The 15566-nt window shown below is 52.2% G+C and carries 9 protein-coding genes; 3 read left to right on the top strand and 6 right to left on the bottom strand.

All coding sequences use genetic code 11. The annotated features are described in order from the left end of the window. Positions 1-160 precede the first annotated feature (160 nt). The 3 genes from DFR47_RS06135 to DFR47_RS06125 form a co-directional block, all read right to left on the bottom strand. The gene (locus tag DFR47_RS06135) at positions 161-2671 is read right to left on the bottom strand and encodes a heavy metal translocating P-type ATPase (RefSeq protein ID WP_113943512.1); all 2511 of its coding nucleotides are present in this window, start codon (positions 2669-2671) and stop codon (positions 161-163) included. Between the two features lie 17 nt (positions 2672-2688). Next, a complete protein-coding gene (locus tag DFR47_RS06130) occupies positions 2689-2916 on the bottom strand; it encodes a heavy-metal-associated domain-containing protein (RefSeq protein ID WP_170137453.1) in 228 nt (75 codons plus the stop codon). Between the two features lie 198 nt (positions 2917-3114). Next, positions 3115-5214 carry a putative bifunctional diguanylate cyclase/phosphodiesterase gene (locus DFR47_RS06125; RefSeq protein ID WP_113943510.1) on the bottom strand — a complete coding sequence of 700 codons (2100 nt, stop codon included), beginning with the start codon at positions 5212-5214 and terminating at the stop codon, positions 3115-3117. A gap of 494 nt (positions 5215-5708) precedes the next feature. Between DFR47_RS06125 and DFR47_RS06120 the strand changes: the two genes are divergently transcribed. Beyond that, the gene (locus tag DFR47_RS06120) at positions 5709-7793 is read left to right on the top strand and encodes an LTA synthase family protein (RefSeq protein WP_245416469.1); all 2085 of its coding nucleotides are present in this window, start codon (positions 5709-5711) and stop codon (positions 7791-7793) included. A gap of 176 nt (positions 7794-7969) precedes the next feature. Beyond that, on the top strand, positions 7970-10009 hold the full coding sequence (locus DFR47_RS06115) for a sensor histidine kinase (RefSeq protein ID WP_113943509.1): 2040 nt from the start codon (positions 7970-7972) through the stop codon (positions 10007-10009). Positions 10010-10013: 4 nt separating this feature from the next. On the opposite strand, the gene cueR is transcribed toward DFR47_RS06115, so the two are convergent. Next, the gene (cueR, locus tag DFR47_RS06110) at positions 10014-10457 is read right to left on the bottom strand and encodes a Cu(I)-responsive transcriptional regulator (protein WP_113943508.1); all 444 of its coding nucleotides are present in this window, start codon (positions 10455-10457) and stop codon (positions 10014-10016) included. Positions 10458-10734: 277 nt separating this feature from the next. Between cueR and DFR47_RS06105 the strand changes: the two genes are divergently transcribed. Further along, entirely contained in the window at positions 10735-12171 is a 1437-nt protein-coding gene (locus tag DFR47_RS06105) for an aldehyde dehydrogenase family protein (RefSeq protein WP_113943507.1), read from the top strand. A 49-nt stretch (positions 12172-12220) separates the two neighbouring features. Here the strand turns inward: DFR47_RS06105 and DFR47_RS06100 are convergent, their stop codons facing one another. After that, a complete protein-coding gene (locus DFR47_RS06100) occupies positions 12221-12511 on the bottom strand; it encodes a hypothetical protein (protein WP_113943506.1) in 291 nt (96 codons plus the stop codon). Between the two features lie 75 nt (positions 12512-12586). After that, positions 12587-15298 carry a magnesium-translocating P-type ATPase gene (mgtA, locus tag DFR47_RS06095; protein ID WP_113943948.1) on the bottom strand — a complete coding sequence of 904 codons (2712 nt, stop codon included), beginning with the start codon at positions 15296-15298 and terminating at the stop codon, positions 12587-12589. Positions 15299-15566: the final 268 nt, after the last annotated feature.

Here is a 15566-nt window from a genome sequence, read left to right as displayed (position 1 = left end):
ATAAATGAATCGGCGCAGATACAGTTAATTCTGACAGGAGGTAGAGCTGTTATTTCTGTAAAATAATAATTAAATCAATATTATAAAGAGTTAAACAAAAAGCCGCCCCGTTGAGGGCGGCGTTTTTAGTTAAAAGCATCAGCCTTGGGAGGATGGAGCTTTATGTCCGTGTGCTGGTGAAGCTGCGCAGGCGCAAGGCATTGGTCAGCACGAAGATGCTCGACAGTGCCATAGCTGCCGCAGCCAGTACCGGCGAGAGCAGGATGCCGTAAAACGGATAGAGCAGACCTGCCGCCACCGGAATAAGCGCGGTATTGTAGGAGAACGCCCAGAACAGGTTCTGACGGATATTGCGGATTGTCGCTTTGGACAAAGCAATGGCATCCACAACAGCAGTCAGATCGCCGCTCATCAGCACCACATCGGCGCTTTCAATAGCGATATCCGTACCGGTGCCGACAGCCACGCCCACATCGGCTGCTGCCAGTGCCGGAGCATCATTGATACCGTCACCGACAAAGATGATCTTGCGGCCAGAGCCTGCAAGGCGCTTCAGTGCTTCCACTTTACCATCCGGCAGAACTTCAGCGGACACTTCGTCAATGCCCAGTTCTTTGGCAATGGCATTGGCCACAACTTTACTGTCACCGGTGATCATCGCCACTTTCAGGCCAAGCTTATGCAGGGCATCAATGGTGGCTTTTGTTGTCGGTTTCAGTTCGTCAGCCACGGAGAAGGCTGCGACCAGCACACCGCCCCGTGCCATATAGAGCACGGATTGTGCTTTGGCCGTCATCAGTGCTGCGGCTTTCGCACCAGTGGCAACATCAATGCCGAGCTTTTTCATGAAGCGCTCTGCACCGACATGGACAGCCTGACCATCAACCATACCGCTGACACCAAAGCCCGGTACGGCTTCAAATTCCTTCACTTCCGGCTGTTGCAAGCCTTTCTCTTCTGCTGCCTGTACAATCGCTGTGGCAATCGGATGCTCCGAGCGGGATTCCAATGCTGCTGCCAAAGCCAGCATTTCATCATCTTGATTGCCGACAAAGCTGAAGAACTGCGAGAGAACAGGCTTGCCGATCGTCAGCGTGCCGGTTTTGTCGAAGGCGATAATATCGGCATCACGCAGACTTTGCAGCGCATCACCGCGACGGAACAGGACACCCATTTCCGCACCACGACCGGTACCAACCATGATTGAGGTTGGCGTGGCCAGACCCATGGCACAAGGACAGGCGATAATCAGCACGGCAATGGCATTGGCCAGCGCGAAGGTGAAGGCCGGTTCAGGGCCGAAGATAAACCAGATCAGGAAGGTGACAAAAGCTGCCAGCATGACCGCAGGCACAAACCATGTTGTCACTTTGTCGATCAGGTTCTGGATCGGCAGCTTGTCGGCCTGTGCATCTTCAACCATACGGATGATCTGCGAAATCACCATATCTGAGCCGACTTTGGTGGCGCGATAGGTGAAAGCACCGGTTTTGTTGACCGTACCGCCGACAACCGTATCACCGACATTTTTAGTCGCTGGCACCGGCTCGCCGGTAATCATGGATTCATCAATATAAGATGTACCCTCAGTGATCTCACCGTCTACCGGCACTTTCTCGCCTGGACGCACGAGTACCAGATCCCCCGCACGCACATCCTCCAGCGGAATATCCTGCGTAACACCATCACGCACCACGCGGGCGGTTTTAGCCTGTAGTCCGAGCAGATGAGCAATGGCGTGGGATGTACGACCTTTGGCACGGGCTTCCATCCAGCGGCCGATCAGGATCAGCGTAACGATAACTGCTGCGGCTTCATAATAGACATTGACGGTTTGCGCCGGCAGGACGGCAGGCATGAAAGTTGCAACAACCGAGAAGCCCCATGCTGCCAATGTACCGACAGCCACAAGTGAGTTCATATCCGGTCCGCCGCGCAGCAATGCGGGAATGCCGATACGGAAAAAGCGCAAGCCAGGGCCGAACAATACAAGCGTGGTCAGGATAAACTGGAGATGCCAGCTGTTCTGCATACCGATTGTGCTGTCAATAATATGGTGCAGTGTGGGGATCAGATGCGAGCCCATCTCGGCGAGGAAAACCGGTAATGCCAGCGCACCGGCAATCAGCACATCGCGCTTGAGGATTTTAATCTCGGCGTCATTTTTTTCTGCACGGCGCTCTGCCCCGCTGGCAGGCGTTGTGCTTGCCACAGGCTGTGCCGGATAACCGCTCTTGGTGACGATATCAGCCAGCATTTGCGGGGTGACCGACGGATCGCTGAGCGTAATATTGGCGCGTTTGGTCACCAGATTGACGGAAGCCGCAGCAACACCGGTTGAGGCCTGCAAAGCTTTTTCCACACGCCCGACGCAGGATGCGCAGGTCATGCCATCCACTTCCAGCACCACCTGCGATGCCGGTTGCGGAATATGGGCGGTATAACCGGCTTTTTTAACCGCTTCTGCTGCCAGATTGGCATCGGGCTTGTCATCAAAGCGCACTGTTGCCTGCTGGGTTGCCAGATTGACAGAGGCGCTGTTGACGCCGGGCAAGGCAAGCAATGCCTTTTCCACACGCCCGACACAGGATGCACAGGTCATGCCGTCAATTTCGAGCGTAACAACGGGCAGGCCGGAGCGTATCTGCTCGGGATTGCTATGTTTGGTCATCGTTGAAGCTCCCCTCTTTAGCCGAGGATTGTGGTTTCATAACCGGCAGCATCAATCGCCTTGGCAATTGTTGCTGTATCTGCGGGCGCTGAGAAACCGATGCTGGCCTGTTTATTGACCAGATCAACACTGACGGTGCTGACGCCTTCAACGGCTTTGGCGGTTTTCTCGATTTTGGCCACACATGCGCCGCAGCCCATACCATCAACCGAGAGCAGAACAGTGGAAGAAGCAGAATTTGTCATAGTGGTTTTCAGAGCCTGCCCGATGGAAAAACATTCCGTCGTGAGCCCTGCCTTTCTTGTCAGTTTCAGGCGCGGATTGTCCGCGTTGATTGATGTTGAAAGAAAGATAGGGCTTCCCATTATGGGAAGGTCAAGGTTGAAAATATGAGAAAACAAATAATAATTTATCTAATTGATAATGCTATATTATTTGAATTTTTAGTAATCATGGCTGGCAATGAAGTCACAAACTTCAGGCTGTGGCATCGGTTTTCCGGTGAAAAATCCCTGCACTTCGCCGAAATGTTCACTCTTCAGGCGGGTCAGTTGTTCCTGAGTCTCCACACCTTCAGCAGTGGTTGTAATATTGAAGGCGCTGCCCAGCGAAACCACGGCCTGCAAAATTGCCAGATTGCGTTTGTCGCTATCAATATCGGAGACGAAACTGCGGTCAATTTTGATCTTATCAAAGGGAAAGGTACGTAAGTAATTGAGGGATGAATAGCCGGTGCCGAAATCATCCATTGCGATACGCACGCCGAGCTTACGCAATTCAAACAGCAGCTCGGTATTATAGGCAGTATTGGAGAGCAGAACGGTTTCGGTTATTTCCAATTCCAGACGGTTCGCCTGCAATCCGCTGGTGGCAAGAGCGGATTTGACAATATCCAGCATATTACGGCTGTTGAATTGCACCGGTGACAGGTTGACGGACACCCTGATCTTCTCCGGCCATCGTGTGGCATCCTGACAGGCCTGTTGCAAAGCCCATGCGCCAATCGCGGCGATAATGCCGGTATCCTCGGCAATCGGAATAAAATCGTCGGGTGTGATCAGCCCGCGGGTCGGATGTTGCCAGCGCAGCAGGGCTTCACAACCGGTGATCTGGTCTGTCGTCAGCGAGAAAATCGGCTGATAGAACAGAACAAATTCATCATTCTGCAGGGCTTTATGCAATTCCATGGCGGTGCGATGGCGTTTTTCAACGGCGTCACGCATGGATTTTTCATAAAAACGGTAAGTCCCGCGAAGGTCAGCTTTGGCGGCATAGAGTGCGAGATCTGCATTGCGCAACAGCGTATCAATATCCTGTCCGTCATGCGGGGCGAGAACCACGCCGATGGTGCAGCCGATATATTCTGAATTGTCTTCCAGCAGATAGGGTTGCTGAAACAGTTCAGTAATTTCTTCGGCAAACAGGCTGATTTCCTGCCGGTAATCAGGATTGTTCATGTCAAAAGAATGGATGATGGCAAATTCGTCTCCGCCGAGACGGGCAATGAAATCTTCGGGTCTTAAATAGGTGCGCAGACGGCGTGCCACCTGACTGAGTAATTCATCACCGGCAGCATGGCCGATACTGTCATTAATATGTTTGAAGTGATCGACATCCAGAAATAACAGCGCATGACCCTGCTGTGGCTGGCTCGTTGAAAACAGCTTACTGGTATGTTGTGAGAAATAAACCCGGTTTGGCAGATTGGTCAGGGCATCATGCAATGCGGCATGTGTCAGATGTGTCTGTAATGCCTGTTTCTCGGTAATGTCTTCCATCAGGCCGATAAGGTAGCGCGAATTACCACCGATTTGCGCGGGAATTGCCCGTTTGACGACCCTGACATGGCGGCAATTATCAGGCAGGGGAATATCGTTTTCAATAGTGAGCGTTGTGTCATTTTCCATGACATCGCGATCTTCACTGACGAAGCGCTGCGTATAGTCCTCATCGAAAATCTGGCTATCTGTTTTACCGATCACCTCAAGAGCATTTTTGCCGGTTATCGCTTCTGCAGCCTGATTAAACAGAATGTAACGACCGTCATCCTGCATGTCTTTAATGAATACACCGACCGGCAGGTTCTTAATCAGACTGTCCAGCAGAGAGCGGGTTTGGTTGATCTCATGGCGTGCCTGAGCGATTTCTGTTTGATCCTGAATGATCACAAGAACCGCGGGCTTGCCGTCAAAAACAGTGTGTCTGCCATAGGTGACAACCTCGACAGTCTCGCCGCTGGCTTTCAGATGTCTCCAGAGCTGGGGCTTGCCGAAATCAATATCTGCATCAATTGCCGCCCGCATGCGCTCATATTCACATTCCGGCCGGATATCGAACATGGTCATTCCGGCCATTTGTTCTGCCGTATAGCCGTAAAAATCATAGACCGCATTATTGAGCAGTAAGAATTTTAGTGAAACCGGATCATAAAGCCACATCGGTATCGGGTGCTGGGTGAATAACAACCGAAAATCGCTCTCCGAGAGCGGCGCCTTAATGAAGGGCCAGGAGTCGGTCTGATGAGACAAAGGAACAGTTGTCATAAAGGCTCCGTGGCTTTTAACCCGTAAATCGCACGCCGGACGGTGCCGGGCGGGCGTATTTACACAAATCCGAGCCTATACTACTCATCACAAATCTTAAAACCACATTACAGCGTCGCGATACTGTTTTTAAGGTTTTCAGAGGAGCGTACAGGTGCTTAAATTGATATCTCATTGAAAATACTTATGTATTTTTTCGATAAATTTTTGTCGTAATATGCAGATTATTTACCATGTTGCCTTTTGTTACCATCAAAATGCCCTGAAAGACATCCGGCTGTGAAATTCGGCTCTCGGTGCCGTCCCGCCATCTTGCTTCATGTTGCTGCTTTACCTAAAAGCTATGCCTTGTGTGACGTTTTTATGAACCTTCAGTGACCGCCGGACAAATTACGATAATCGGTAAAAGTGCCGCTTAATCAGAGTGAAATGGTGTGTGCGGAGGGGTAACGCTGCAGGGATGAAAATGTTCCTGCTCATTCCGGAAGTTATCATTGAGCAACCTTGCCACCCATAGTGCCCCGCACGCAGCGTCCTTTTCTGAAGATAAAATTCATGAAGAGGCAAAGCCTGTTGCTGCGGCCGCAACAGCGCGGTTTCGCGCCTATTTCGGACGCCGGCATTGGTTCTGGCGGGCAGTGATTGCAACGACCGGTTCTGCAGTAATCACTTTATCCGTTCTGATGCTGACGGAATGGTTGATGCGTGGTTCTGTCGCCTCATGGCAGCTGTTTTTCTCGCTTTCCCACCGCCCGCTCTGGACGACATTGGCGCTGGTATTCGTGACAATGTTGCTGCTCGATGGCCTGTTTGGCCGGTTGTGGCAAAGTGTTTTGGTGGTTGCACCGGTTTTGCTCGGCTTTGCATGGTTCAGTCAGCAAAAAGGCATGTATCTCGGCGATCCTCTTTATCCGAGTGATCTGCTTTATACCCGTCAGGTGATTGATCTGATGCCTTTGCTGGTACGCGACCGTCCGCTGGATGCGGTGCTGATCGTGCTGGCATCCCTTGCAGCGATTGCAGGTCTGTATTTTTGCTGGCGCTATTTCCGCCGCTCTATGCCGAAGCTGAGCTGGGCAGCACGCGGCGCACGGCTGGCAATTGCCTTACCTGCACTGATCTGGTTCGGCAGCATTTCTGATTATTCAAGCTTTTCCTATATCCGTGACCGCATGGGCATTGTGCCGATGATGTGGGATCAGAAAGAAAACTATGCCCATAACGGGCTGGTTGTGGCTTTTATCTTTAATATTCCGATGGCCAATGTGTCTGCGCCCAATGGTTATTCGCAGGAACGGATTGAAAGCATCGCGGAATATTTGTTCCCTGCAGATGCTGATGGCGACCTGAACGGCGTGGCCGGTACGCATGGGGACGCGATCGTTCCGGTTGCTGTGCGTAATGATGACAAGCCGGATGTGATTATGATTATGAGTGAATCCTTCTGGGATCCCTCACGTCTGCCGGGTGTCGCCTTTGATGAAGACCCGATCAAAAATGTGCGCGCAAACCAGTCCGGCCATGTGTTTTCACCGGAATTCGGCGGTATGACCGCGAATGTCGAGTTCGAGGCGCTGACCGGTTTCTCCAACGCATTTTTGCCTTATGGCAGCATTCCTTATCAGCAATATGTCCGCAGGCCTGTTCCGTCTCTGGCATCTTTCTTCGGTGAGCAGGGCTATGAAACACGTGCCTTGCACCCTTATCGCCAATGGTTCTGGAACCGCGGCTCTGTTTATGAGAATTTCGGCTTTGATAAATTCTTGTCAGAGGAAAACCTGCCGGAACTGATGAAAAAAGGTCATCTCGCTTCGGATGAAGAATTCACCAATGAGATTATCCGCGCAGCCGAAGAGGCTGAAAAGCCACTCTTCCTGTTCGGTGTGTCTCTGCAGGGGCATGGTCCTTATGCGCCAAGCCGCTATCCGGACAGCAAAATCAAAGTTGTAACCGATGCAGGCAGCGCTGTGAGCGAGGCGTCAAAAGGTTCTGTACGTTCTTATGCGCAAGGTGCGCAGGATGCGGATATCAATCTGGCACGGTTAATGGACTGGGCGAAGAAGCGCGAACGGGAAACCATTATTGTGTTTTTCGGCGATCATCTGCCGCCGATGGGCGATGTCTATGTCGAAAGCGGGTTCATGAAAAACCGCACGGCAAGTCGTGTCGATACTGCCGATCATATGATGGCGCAGCATGAGACACCGCTGGTTCTGTGGTCAAGCCGCACTGACAGCCTGCGGGGTGTGGGAACGGTCAGCCCGTCTTTCCTGCCGCTCTATGTACTGGAAATGGCCGGACTTCAGCATCCTTATTACACCGGCTTTCTCGGTAAAGTGCATCAGGAATACAGCGTGATTGACGGCCATATGCTGCTGGATAAAGATTATTCGCCGCATGCAGGCTGGATGCAGCAACCGTCCATTCCGCAGATTTTGCAGGATTATCGTCAGGTGCAATATGACATGATGTTTGGTAATACCTATTCCAAGGAAAAGATATTTCCGTTTCTGAGTGCCGGTATTTATGCCGCGGGCGATCACGATAATAAAGAACAGGTTACATCGACAAAATACTAGAGTGCTGCGTTAAGATTGCTCATCCGTTCTGTTCGGGCTTCACTACCGGTTTTTACGTACTTGCTATGATTTGATAATTTTTTTATCTTTGATCAAAGATTGCGCGTATCGTTCTTTTTTCTGCTGAGAGGCGCGGCCTTTTGGCCTGAAACGGAACCGGTCAGGGGGAAGCGAATTTGAAGCGGCATCTTACGCAGTTTGCGCTGGTCTTGTTGCTTCCGCTGATTTTCCTGTCAGGCTTTTTTCTGTGGCTGCTGGTCATGCACGAGAGAACGCGCATTGAAAACCAGACGTTAGATGTCACGCAAGCTCTCTCCATTACCATTGACCGCGAGATTTACGGATTACAGCGCGCCGCTGAAATCATTAGCTATTCCAATATTTTAAGAAATGGCCGCTTTGATATTTTGCAAACAACATTGCGGGATATGGCGGCTGAACTGAATATTGTTATGACGATCTATGATCCGGAAGCGAAGCTGCTGGTGTCGTCGGATACGGAACATATTTCGGATATTCCGCTGTTGACAAAGGCAGATCTGAAACAGGTTTCTTTGGAGAAGCCTACTTATGTCAGCGGCCTCATGCGCGCCCGTCCGGATGATCCCTATTACTTTACGGTACTGCGTCCGGTTATCGTTGAGGGCAGGCTGCAATATTACCTTGCTTTGTCGATGGAAGCGCAACGGATCAGCGATATTTTGAATATACGTGATCTGCATAAAAACTGGACTGCTTTTGTTGTCGATCCGGATGACAGGGTGCTGGCGCGTAGCAGTGATAGCAAGGCTTACGTCGGCAAGCTGATACCGGATAATCTGCGTGCCGTAACGCGGGATGCGGAGGGGTTCTGGCGCGGTACAATTCTCGATGGTAATGAGGTTTTCGGCTATTATATCCGTTCTGATGCCAGCGGCTGGCGAACCGCAATTGGTGTTAATCGTGCGGAATTGAGCCGGCCGGTCTGGCTGGCTTTTGCTTATTTTGTTTTCCTGCTTGCCGGAACTGTTTTACTGAGCGTGGTACTGGCGGGGTTTTTTGGACGCAAAATTTCCCGGCCGGTGCGAAAGCTGGCGGCACAGGCCAAAGCTGTGGGCGACATAGCGGAAGTGAAGCCGCTGAAGTCAGGCATTGAAGAACTGGATGTGGTCAGTGTTGCGTTGGCTGAAGCTGATAAGCGTAACCGCACCAAGGAACTGCGATTGCTGGAAGCGCAATTGCGTCTGCAAATGGCGCTTGATGCCGGTAATATCGGTGTGTGGGAATATAATCCTGATGATGACGAGGTGACACTGGATGGTCGCGCCAGTCATATGCTGGCTTTTCAGGACAGGCACAAAATCAATTTTGGTACCGATTTCATGCCGCTTGTGCATGATGAGGATAAGCTGCGTGTGCAAACCGCGCTGGGCAATGCGCTGCAATCCGGTGAGATTGTACGTGAAACCTTCCGCATCCGCGATGAAGATCAGCCGCATCCGCTCTGGGTGACGGGCATTGGCCGCCGTATCTATACCGATAGCGGCAAGCCTTCGGTACTCGGACTGATCGTCAATGTCACAGCAGAGCAAATGGCGTTGCAGCAACGGGAAGTGGTGGCACAGGAGCTTAACCACCGGCTGAAAAATATGTTTGCGGTTATCATCAGCCTGATGAATTTGTCGGCGCGGGGCAAAACGGATGTACAGGATTATGTCAGCCAGATGCGTGAGCGGATGACGGCACTCGCCAGTGCATTTACGCTGACCTATCAGAGCAATACGACGGCGCTGAGTACGCAGACACATATTTCATTGAATGATTTGCTGATCCGGTTGGCCGAGCCCTATGGTTTTGCAGATCAGGAGCGTATCCGTGTTACCGGGGAGGCGCTGTTATGCCCTGTCGGGCATGTCACGCCGATTAGTCTGGTTTTTCATGAGCTGGTCACCAATGCCGTCAAGCATGGTGCTTTATCCGTGCCGCAAGGATATGTTGAAATCCGGCTGTCGAAACAGAAGCCGGTGATGACAATCGAGTGGCTCGAGATTCATGGACCCGAAATTGCGCAGGAACCGTCCAAACGCGGTTTTGGTTCGCGCCTGAAACAGATGAGCATTGATGTGCAGATGCAGGGTTCTTTTAAGGAAGTCTGGGCGAAAGAAGGCCTTATTTGCATCATTCAGCTGCCGTTGCCCGACCTGTCTGAGCAGGAAAACGGACAGGAACAGGGCTGAGCCATTATTTCTTGGCACTGGTTTTGCTGCAATTGTGCTTATTCTCTGCAATCATCTGGTTTTGCAGGGACAGGGCATCAATAATAGCGCAATTCGGATCATTATCGCCGTGGCAGCGGTCGGCCAGTTGCTGTAAGGTATCAGCCATGGAGCGCATATCGGCAATTTTGGTTTCAAGTTCCGCCACATGGGCCAGAGCGATCTGTTTGACCTCCGCCGAGGCACGCTGATCATTGCGCCAGAGATTGAGCAGTAATTTGATCCGCTCCAGCGACAGGCCGAGATCACGGCACTGGCGGATAAAGCGCAGATTTTGCACATCGCGGTCCGAATAGACGCGATAGCCGGATGCAGTGCGGTTGGCCGCATCAATCAGCCCGATGGATTCATAATAGCGGATCATCTTGGCGGAGATGCCGGATGCTTTTTCTGCCTCGCCGATTATCATGTTTCGCTCCGATCAGTCTTACTCGCTATTATATAGGTTCGTCCGCAGTATATCAAAGAGTGGATCATCCGGCTTTCAAATGAATAATGTGTAGTGACAGCGCAGATAACTTAATATAATGACTGATATATCACCATCATTCCGAATGATCATCGCTTGATACGGCCTCAGCCATAGTCAGCGATGGAAAAATCATATTAGTTTGATGCATCATATACGTATGTGCCGCCGATAAGATGAAACATTCGGACGACACGCAAAGGGGAGTTTGCAGGATATGACATTGCATAAAAATCTGATCAACGGTGAGTGGGTTGGCGGCGAGGCAATCCCGAATATCAGTCCGTCTGATACCAATGATGTGGTGGGGGAATATGCCCGCGCAACACAGGCCGATGCGCTGAGCGCGATTGCAGCAGCCAAGGCGGCATTTCCGGCATGGTCCCGCTCCGGCATCATGGAGCGCCATGCGATCCTGCGTAAAACCTCTGATGAAATTCTGGCGCGCAAAGAAGAACTCGGTCGTTTGCTGGCACGGGAAGAGGGCAAAACGCTGCCGGAAGCCATTGGCGAAACCATGCGTGCCGCGCAGATTTTCGACTTCTTTGCAAATGAAGCCCTGCGCTTAGCCGGTGAAGTGCTGCCGTCGGTTCGCCCGAATATCGGTGTTGAAGTGACCCGTGAGCCGGTTGGTGTGGTCGGTATTATTACGCCGTGGAACTTCCCGATTGCCATTCCGGCATGGAAGATCGCACCGGCACTTTGCTACGGTAATACCGTGGTATTCAAACCGGCTGATCTGGTGCCTGGCTGCGCTCATGCGATTGTTGATATTCTGCACCGCGCAGGTCTGCCGAAAGGCGTTCTCAATCTGGTGATGGGCAAGGGCTCGGTTGTTGGTCAGGCTATTCTGGACAGTGCGGATGTACATGCCCTGACATTCACCGGTTCCACCGGTACTGGTCAGCGTGTCGCTGCGGCTTCGATCGTTCATAACCGCAAGTTCCAGCTGGAAATGGGCGGTAAAAACCCGTTTGTCATTCTGGATGATGCCGATCTGGATGTGGCCGTTGATGCCGCGCTTAATTCCTCTTTCTTTTCAACAGGTCAGCGCTGCACAGCATCGTCCCGTCTGATCGTGCAGGAAGGTATCCATGACCGCTTTGTGGATGCACTGGTTTCACGTATGAAGACGCTGGTGATTGATGATGCTCTGAAATCCGGCACCCACATCGGCCCTGTGGTGGATGACAGCCAGCTGAAACAGGATCTGGATTATATTGCGCTTGGTTCACAGGAAGGTGCGAAACTGGCCTTTGGCGGTGAGCAACTGGAACGCGGCACACCGGGCTTCTATCTCCGCCCTGCCTTGTTCACAGAGGCCACCAACCAGATGCGCATTTCCCGCGAGGAAATCTTCGGCCCTGTGGCCAGTGTTATCCGCGTGAAAAACTATGAAGAAGCGCTGGCAACAGCCAATGATACAGCATTCGGCCTGTCTTCCGGCATTGCAACAACCAGCCTGAAATATGCAACGCATTTCAAGCGCAATTCCGATGCGGGCATGGTGATGGTCAATCTGCCGACAGCGGGCGTGGATTTCCATGTGCCGTTTGGCGGTCGTAAAGGTTCCAGCTACGGCTCGCGTGAGCAGGGGCGTTATGCGGCGGAATTCTACACGACTGTTAAAACCGCCTATACACTGGCTGGCTGAGACAACCGATAAGACAAAGAAAAACGGAGAGGGCAACCTCTCCGTTTTTTTATCGTCTTAGCATGCGGATTGCCGCTTCATTGAGTGTGGCATGATAGGCCAGTAATTGTTTCCGTCGTTTAGGTGACAGACGTTTTTTGCGCAGAAGAAATGTGGTGACAGTCTGAATAAGGCCGCACAGGCTGAGCAGAAACAGGCAGAGCAAACGGGCGAACCAGCCGAGTTTTCTCGGTGGTTTATGCTGAAATCGCGGTGCGGATTTTCGCCCTTTGCGCGGTGGTTGGTTTCGCGGCAGAGGTGCCTGAAAGCAGAGGGGAGATAGCCGGTTGATATAGGTCATGAGGCATATCCTGTTGTTACAAGAGATTACGGGCAGGACAACCTGCCCGTAATTTTAGCCTTCTGGCTTGAGGCTTTAGAACCACTGACCGAAGCGGCGGATATAGATGGCTTTCATACCCTGTGCGACGATGCAGTAGCTGATGAGCGTACCGGCCAGCCAAGGGAAATATTCCCATGGGAGCGGCACGAGACCGACAGCATTACCCAGTGGCGAGAACGGAATATAAATACCGATTGCCATCACCAGTGTGGTCATCAGCATCACCGGCAAAGCAGCGGTGCTCTGGATGAACGGGATTTTCTGGGTGCGCAGCATATGCACGACAAGGGTCTGGGACAGCAGGCCTTCAATGAACCAGCCGGATTGAAACAGTGACTGCATTTCAGGCGAATTGGCAGCAAAAACATACCACATCAGCGCGAAAGTCGTGATGTCGAAGATCGAAGAGGTCGGTCCGATCCAGAGCATGAAGCGGCCGATATTCTTCGCATCCCATTTGCGTGGTTTGCTCAGGAATTCCTTGTCCATCTTGTCCCAAGGCAGAGCCAGCTGCGAGATGTCATACATCAGGTTCTGGATCAGCAGGTGGATTGCCAGCATTGGCAGGAACGGAATGAAGGCAGAGGCAACCAGTACGGAGAAGACGTTACCGAAATTTGAGCTGGCCGTCATATTGAGATATTTGATGATATTACCGAAGGTTTCACGACCTTTGATAACACCTTCCTCCAGCACCATCAGGCTCTTTTCCAGCAGAATGATATCGGCGGATTCTTTGGCGATATCTGCACCGCTGTCGACGGAAATACCCACATCGGCATCGCGCAGCGCCGGCGCATCATTGATCCCGTCGCCGAGGAAGCCGACCGTATGGCCATTGGCCTGAAGTGCCTTGAGAACACGGGATTTCTGCAATGGTGTCAGCTTGGCAAAAACAGTGGTGTCTTCAACGATGACACGCAGGGTGGCGTCGTCCATTTTCTCGACATCACGTCCCATCACCGGTGTGCCAGGTTCCAGCCCGACTTCACGGCAGATTTTGGTGGTGACAATCTCATTATCGCCGGTCAAAACTTTCACAGCCACACCATTGTCACGCAGAGCGGCAAGGGCAGGAGCAGCGGTTTCTTTTGGCGGGTCGAGGAAGGTCAGGAAACCTTCAACGGTCAGTTCACATTCGTCATTTTCGCTATATTGCGGTTTGGTCGAGCCTTGCGGAATATCACGGGTAGCAATCACCAGAACACGAAAACCATCCTGATTATAGGCACGGGCAATCGCTGTCAGTTCCGCACGGCGTTTATCATCCAGCGGCAGAATTTGCGTGCCTTCTTTGACCTGTGTGGCAATGGCGAGCATTTCTTCCACGGCACCTTTACAGATCAGCAGGTGATCACCGTGAATACCTTCCACAACCACGGAGAGGCGGCGGCGGATGAAGTCAAACGGCAGCTCATCAATCTTGCGGTAGAATGAGGCAGAGCGCAGCACATCGCCCAGACCGCTGGAGAACCGGATAACGGCCTGATCCATCAGGTTTTTCATGCCGCTCTGATGATAGCTGTTCAGCCATGCGAGGCGGAAAATATGGTCGTCGCGTTCGCCTTTGCTGTTCACATGGTGTTCGAGGATAATTTTATCCTGTGTCAACGTGCCGGTTTTATCGGTGCAGAGCACATCCATCGCGCCGAAATTCTGAATGGCGTTGAGGCGTTTCACCACTACTTTGCGGCGTGACATCGCAACCGCACCTTTGGCGAGGTTAGAAGACACGATCATCGGCAGCATTTCCGGTGTAAGACCCACGGCAACGGCGAGCGCAAACAGGAAGGCTTCTGCCCAGTCACCTTTGGTAAAGCCGTTAATCAGCAGCACAATCGGCACCATCACCAGCATGAAACGGATCAGCAGCCAGCTGACGGAGTTTACACCACGGTCAAAGGCGGTTTCTGCACGGGAGCCGACAATGGCTTTGGCCAGCGAGCCGAAATAGGTGCGTGCGCCGGTGGCAACAACCGCGGCTGTCGCTGTGCCGGACACCACATTGGTACCCATGAAGCAGATATTCGGCAGATCAAGCATATCTGCTTCGTCAGTAGCGGTAGCGGCGGCAGATTTCTCGGCAACGGAACCCAGCGTATCGTATTTTTCAATCGGCAGTGCTTCACCGGTCAGAACAGCCTGACTGACATAAAGATCGCGCGATTCAATCAGGCGGATATCCGCAGGGATCATGTCACCGGCAGATAGCAGCACGATATCACCGGCCACCAGATCACGCATCGGAATTTCATGGCGTTCCGGTGTGTTGCCGCCGCTGCTGCGGCGCAAAACTGTGGCTGTGGTGCGCACCATTGCCTTGAGGGCTTCAGCAGCTTTGCCTGAGCGGTATTCCTGCCAGAAACGCAGCAAGCCGCTGAGCACGACCATCGTCACGATAATGGTCACGCCGGTATAATCGACTTCTTCGCCGTCGCGCATCGGCAGCCAGATATCGGTGACAGAGCTGATTGCAGCCAGTGCCATAAGCACCATGATGAAAGGATTGTTGAAGGCCTGCAGCAACTGGATCAGGGCATGAGGACGCTTATCGTGAGCGACTTCATTGGCACCGTTTTCCTGCAGGCGCAGCGCTGCTTCGGCATTGGTCAGCCCTTGCTGATCGCTGCGCAGATTGGCGAGTGTTGTATCAAGGCTGTTGCGGGCTTCTTTCATCGCACGGGATGAAAGTTTCCGGTCGTCTTTATCCGCCTGAAAGGCGGTGTTTTTGAGCGGCTTGTTCATGAGATACTCCCGCGATGACGGATCATCGCTGAAAAATGGCAGCACAGAGCCGCTCCGCGCATAGAGCGCCGTGCGCCCGATTGGGCGCATAAAGGTCGCTCTAACACTTTATATATGCAGCATAATTTTCCCTTAAACTGATTCAAGTTTAAGGAATTATGCTGCGGAAGACGCAAAGCTCTGTGCCGGACTTTAACTTGTCTGGTTTTGTGGGGGAGTGGCTGCATGCGGTCTGAAAGCAGGAAGGGGAGGTTCCCGCTATCAGACC

Origin of the sequence: Pseudochrobactrum asaccharolyticum, assembly GCF_003314995.1 — a bacterium.
Taxonomy (GTDB): Bacteria; Pseudomonadota; Alphaproteobacteria; order Rhizobiales; family Rhizobiaceae; genus Pseudochrobactrum; species Pseudochrobactrum asaccharolyticum.
The sequence above is the reverse complement of the archived record's forward strand: the minus strand, read 5'-3'. Positions and strand labels throughout refer to the sequence as shown.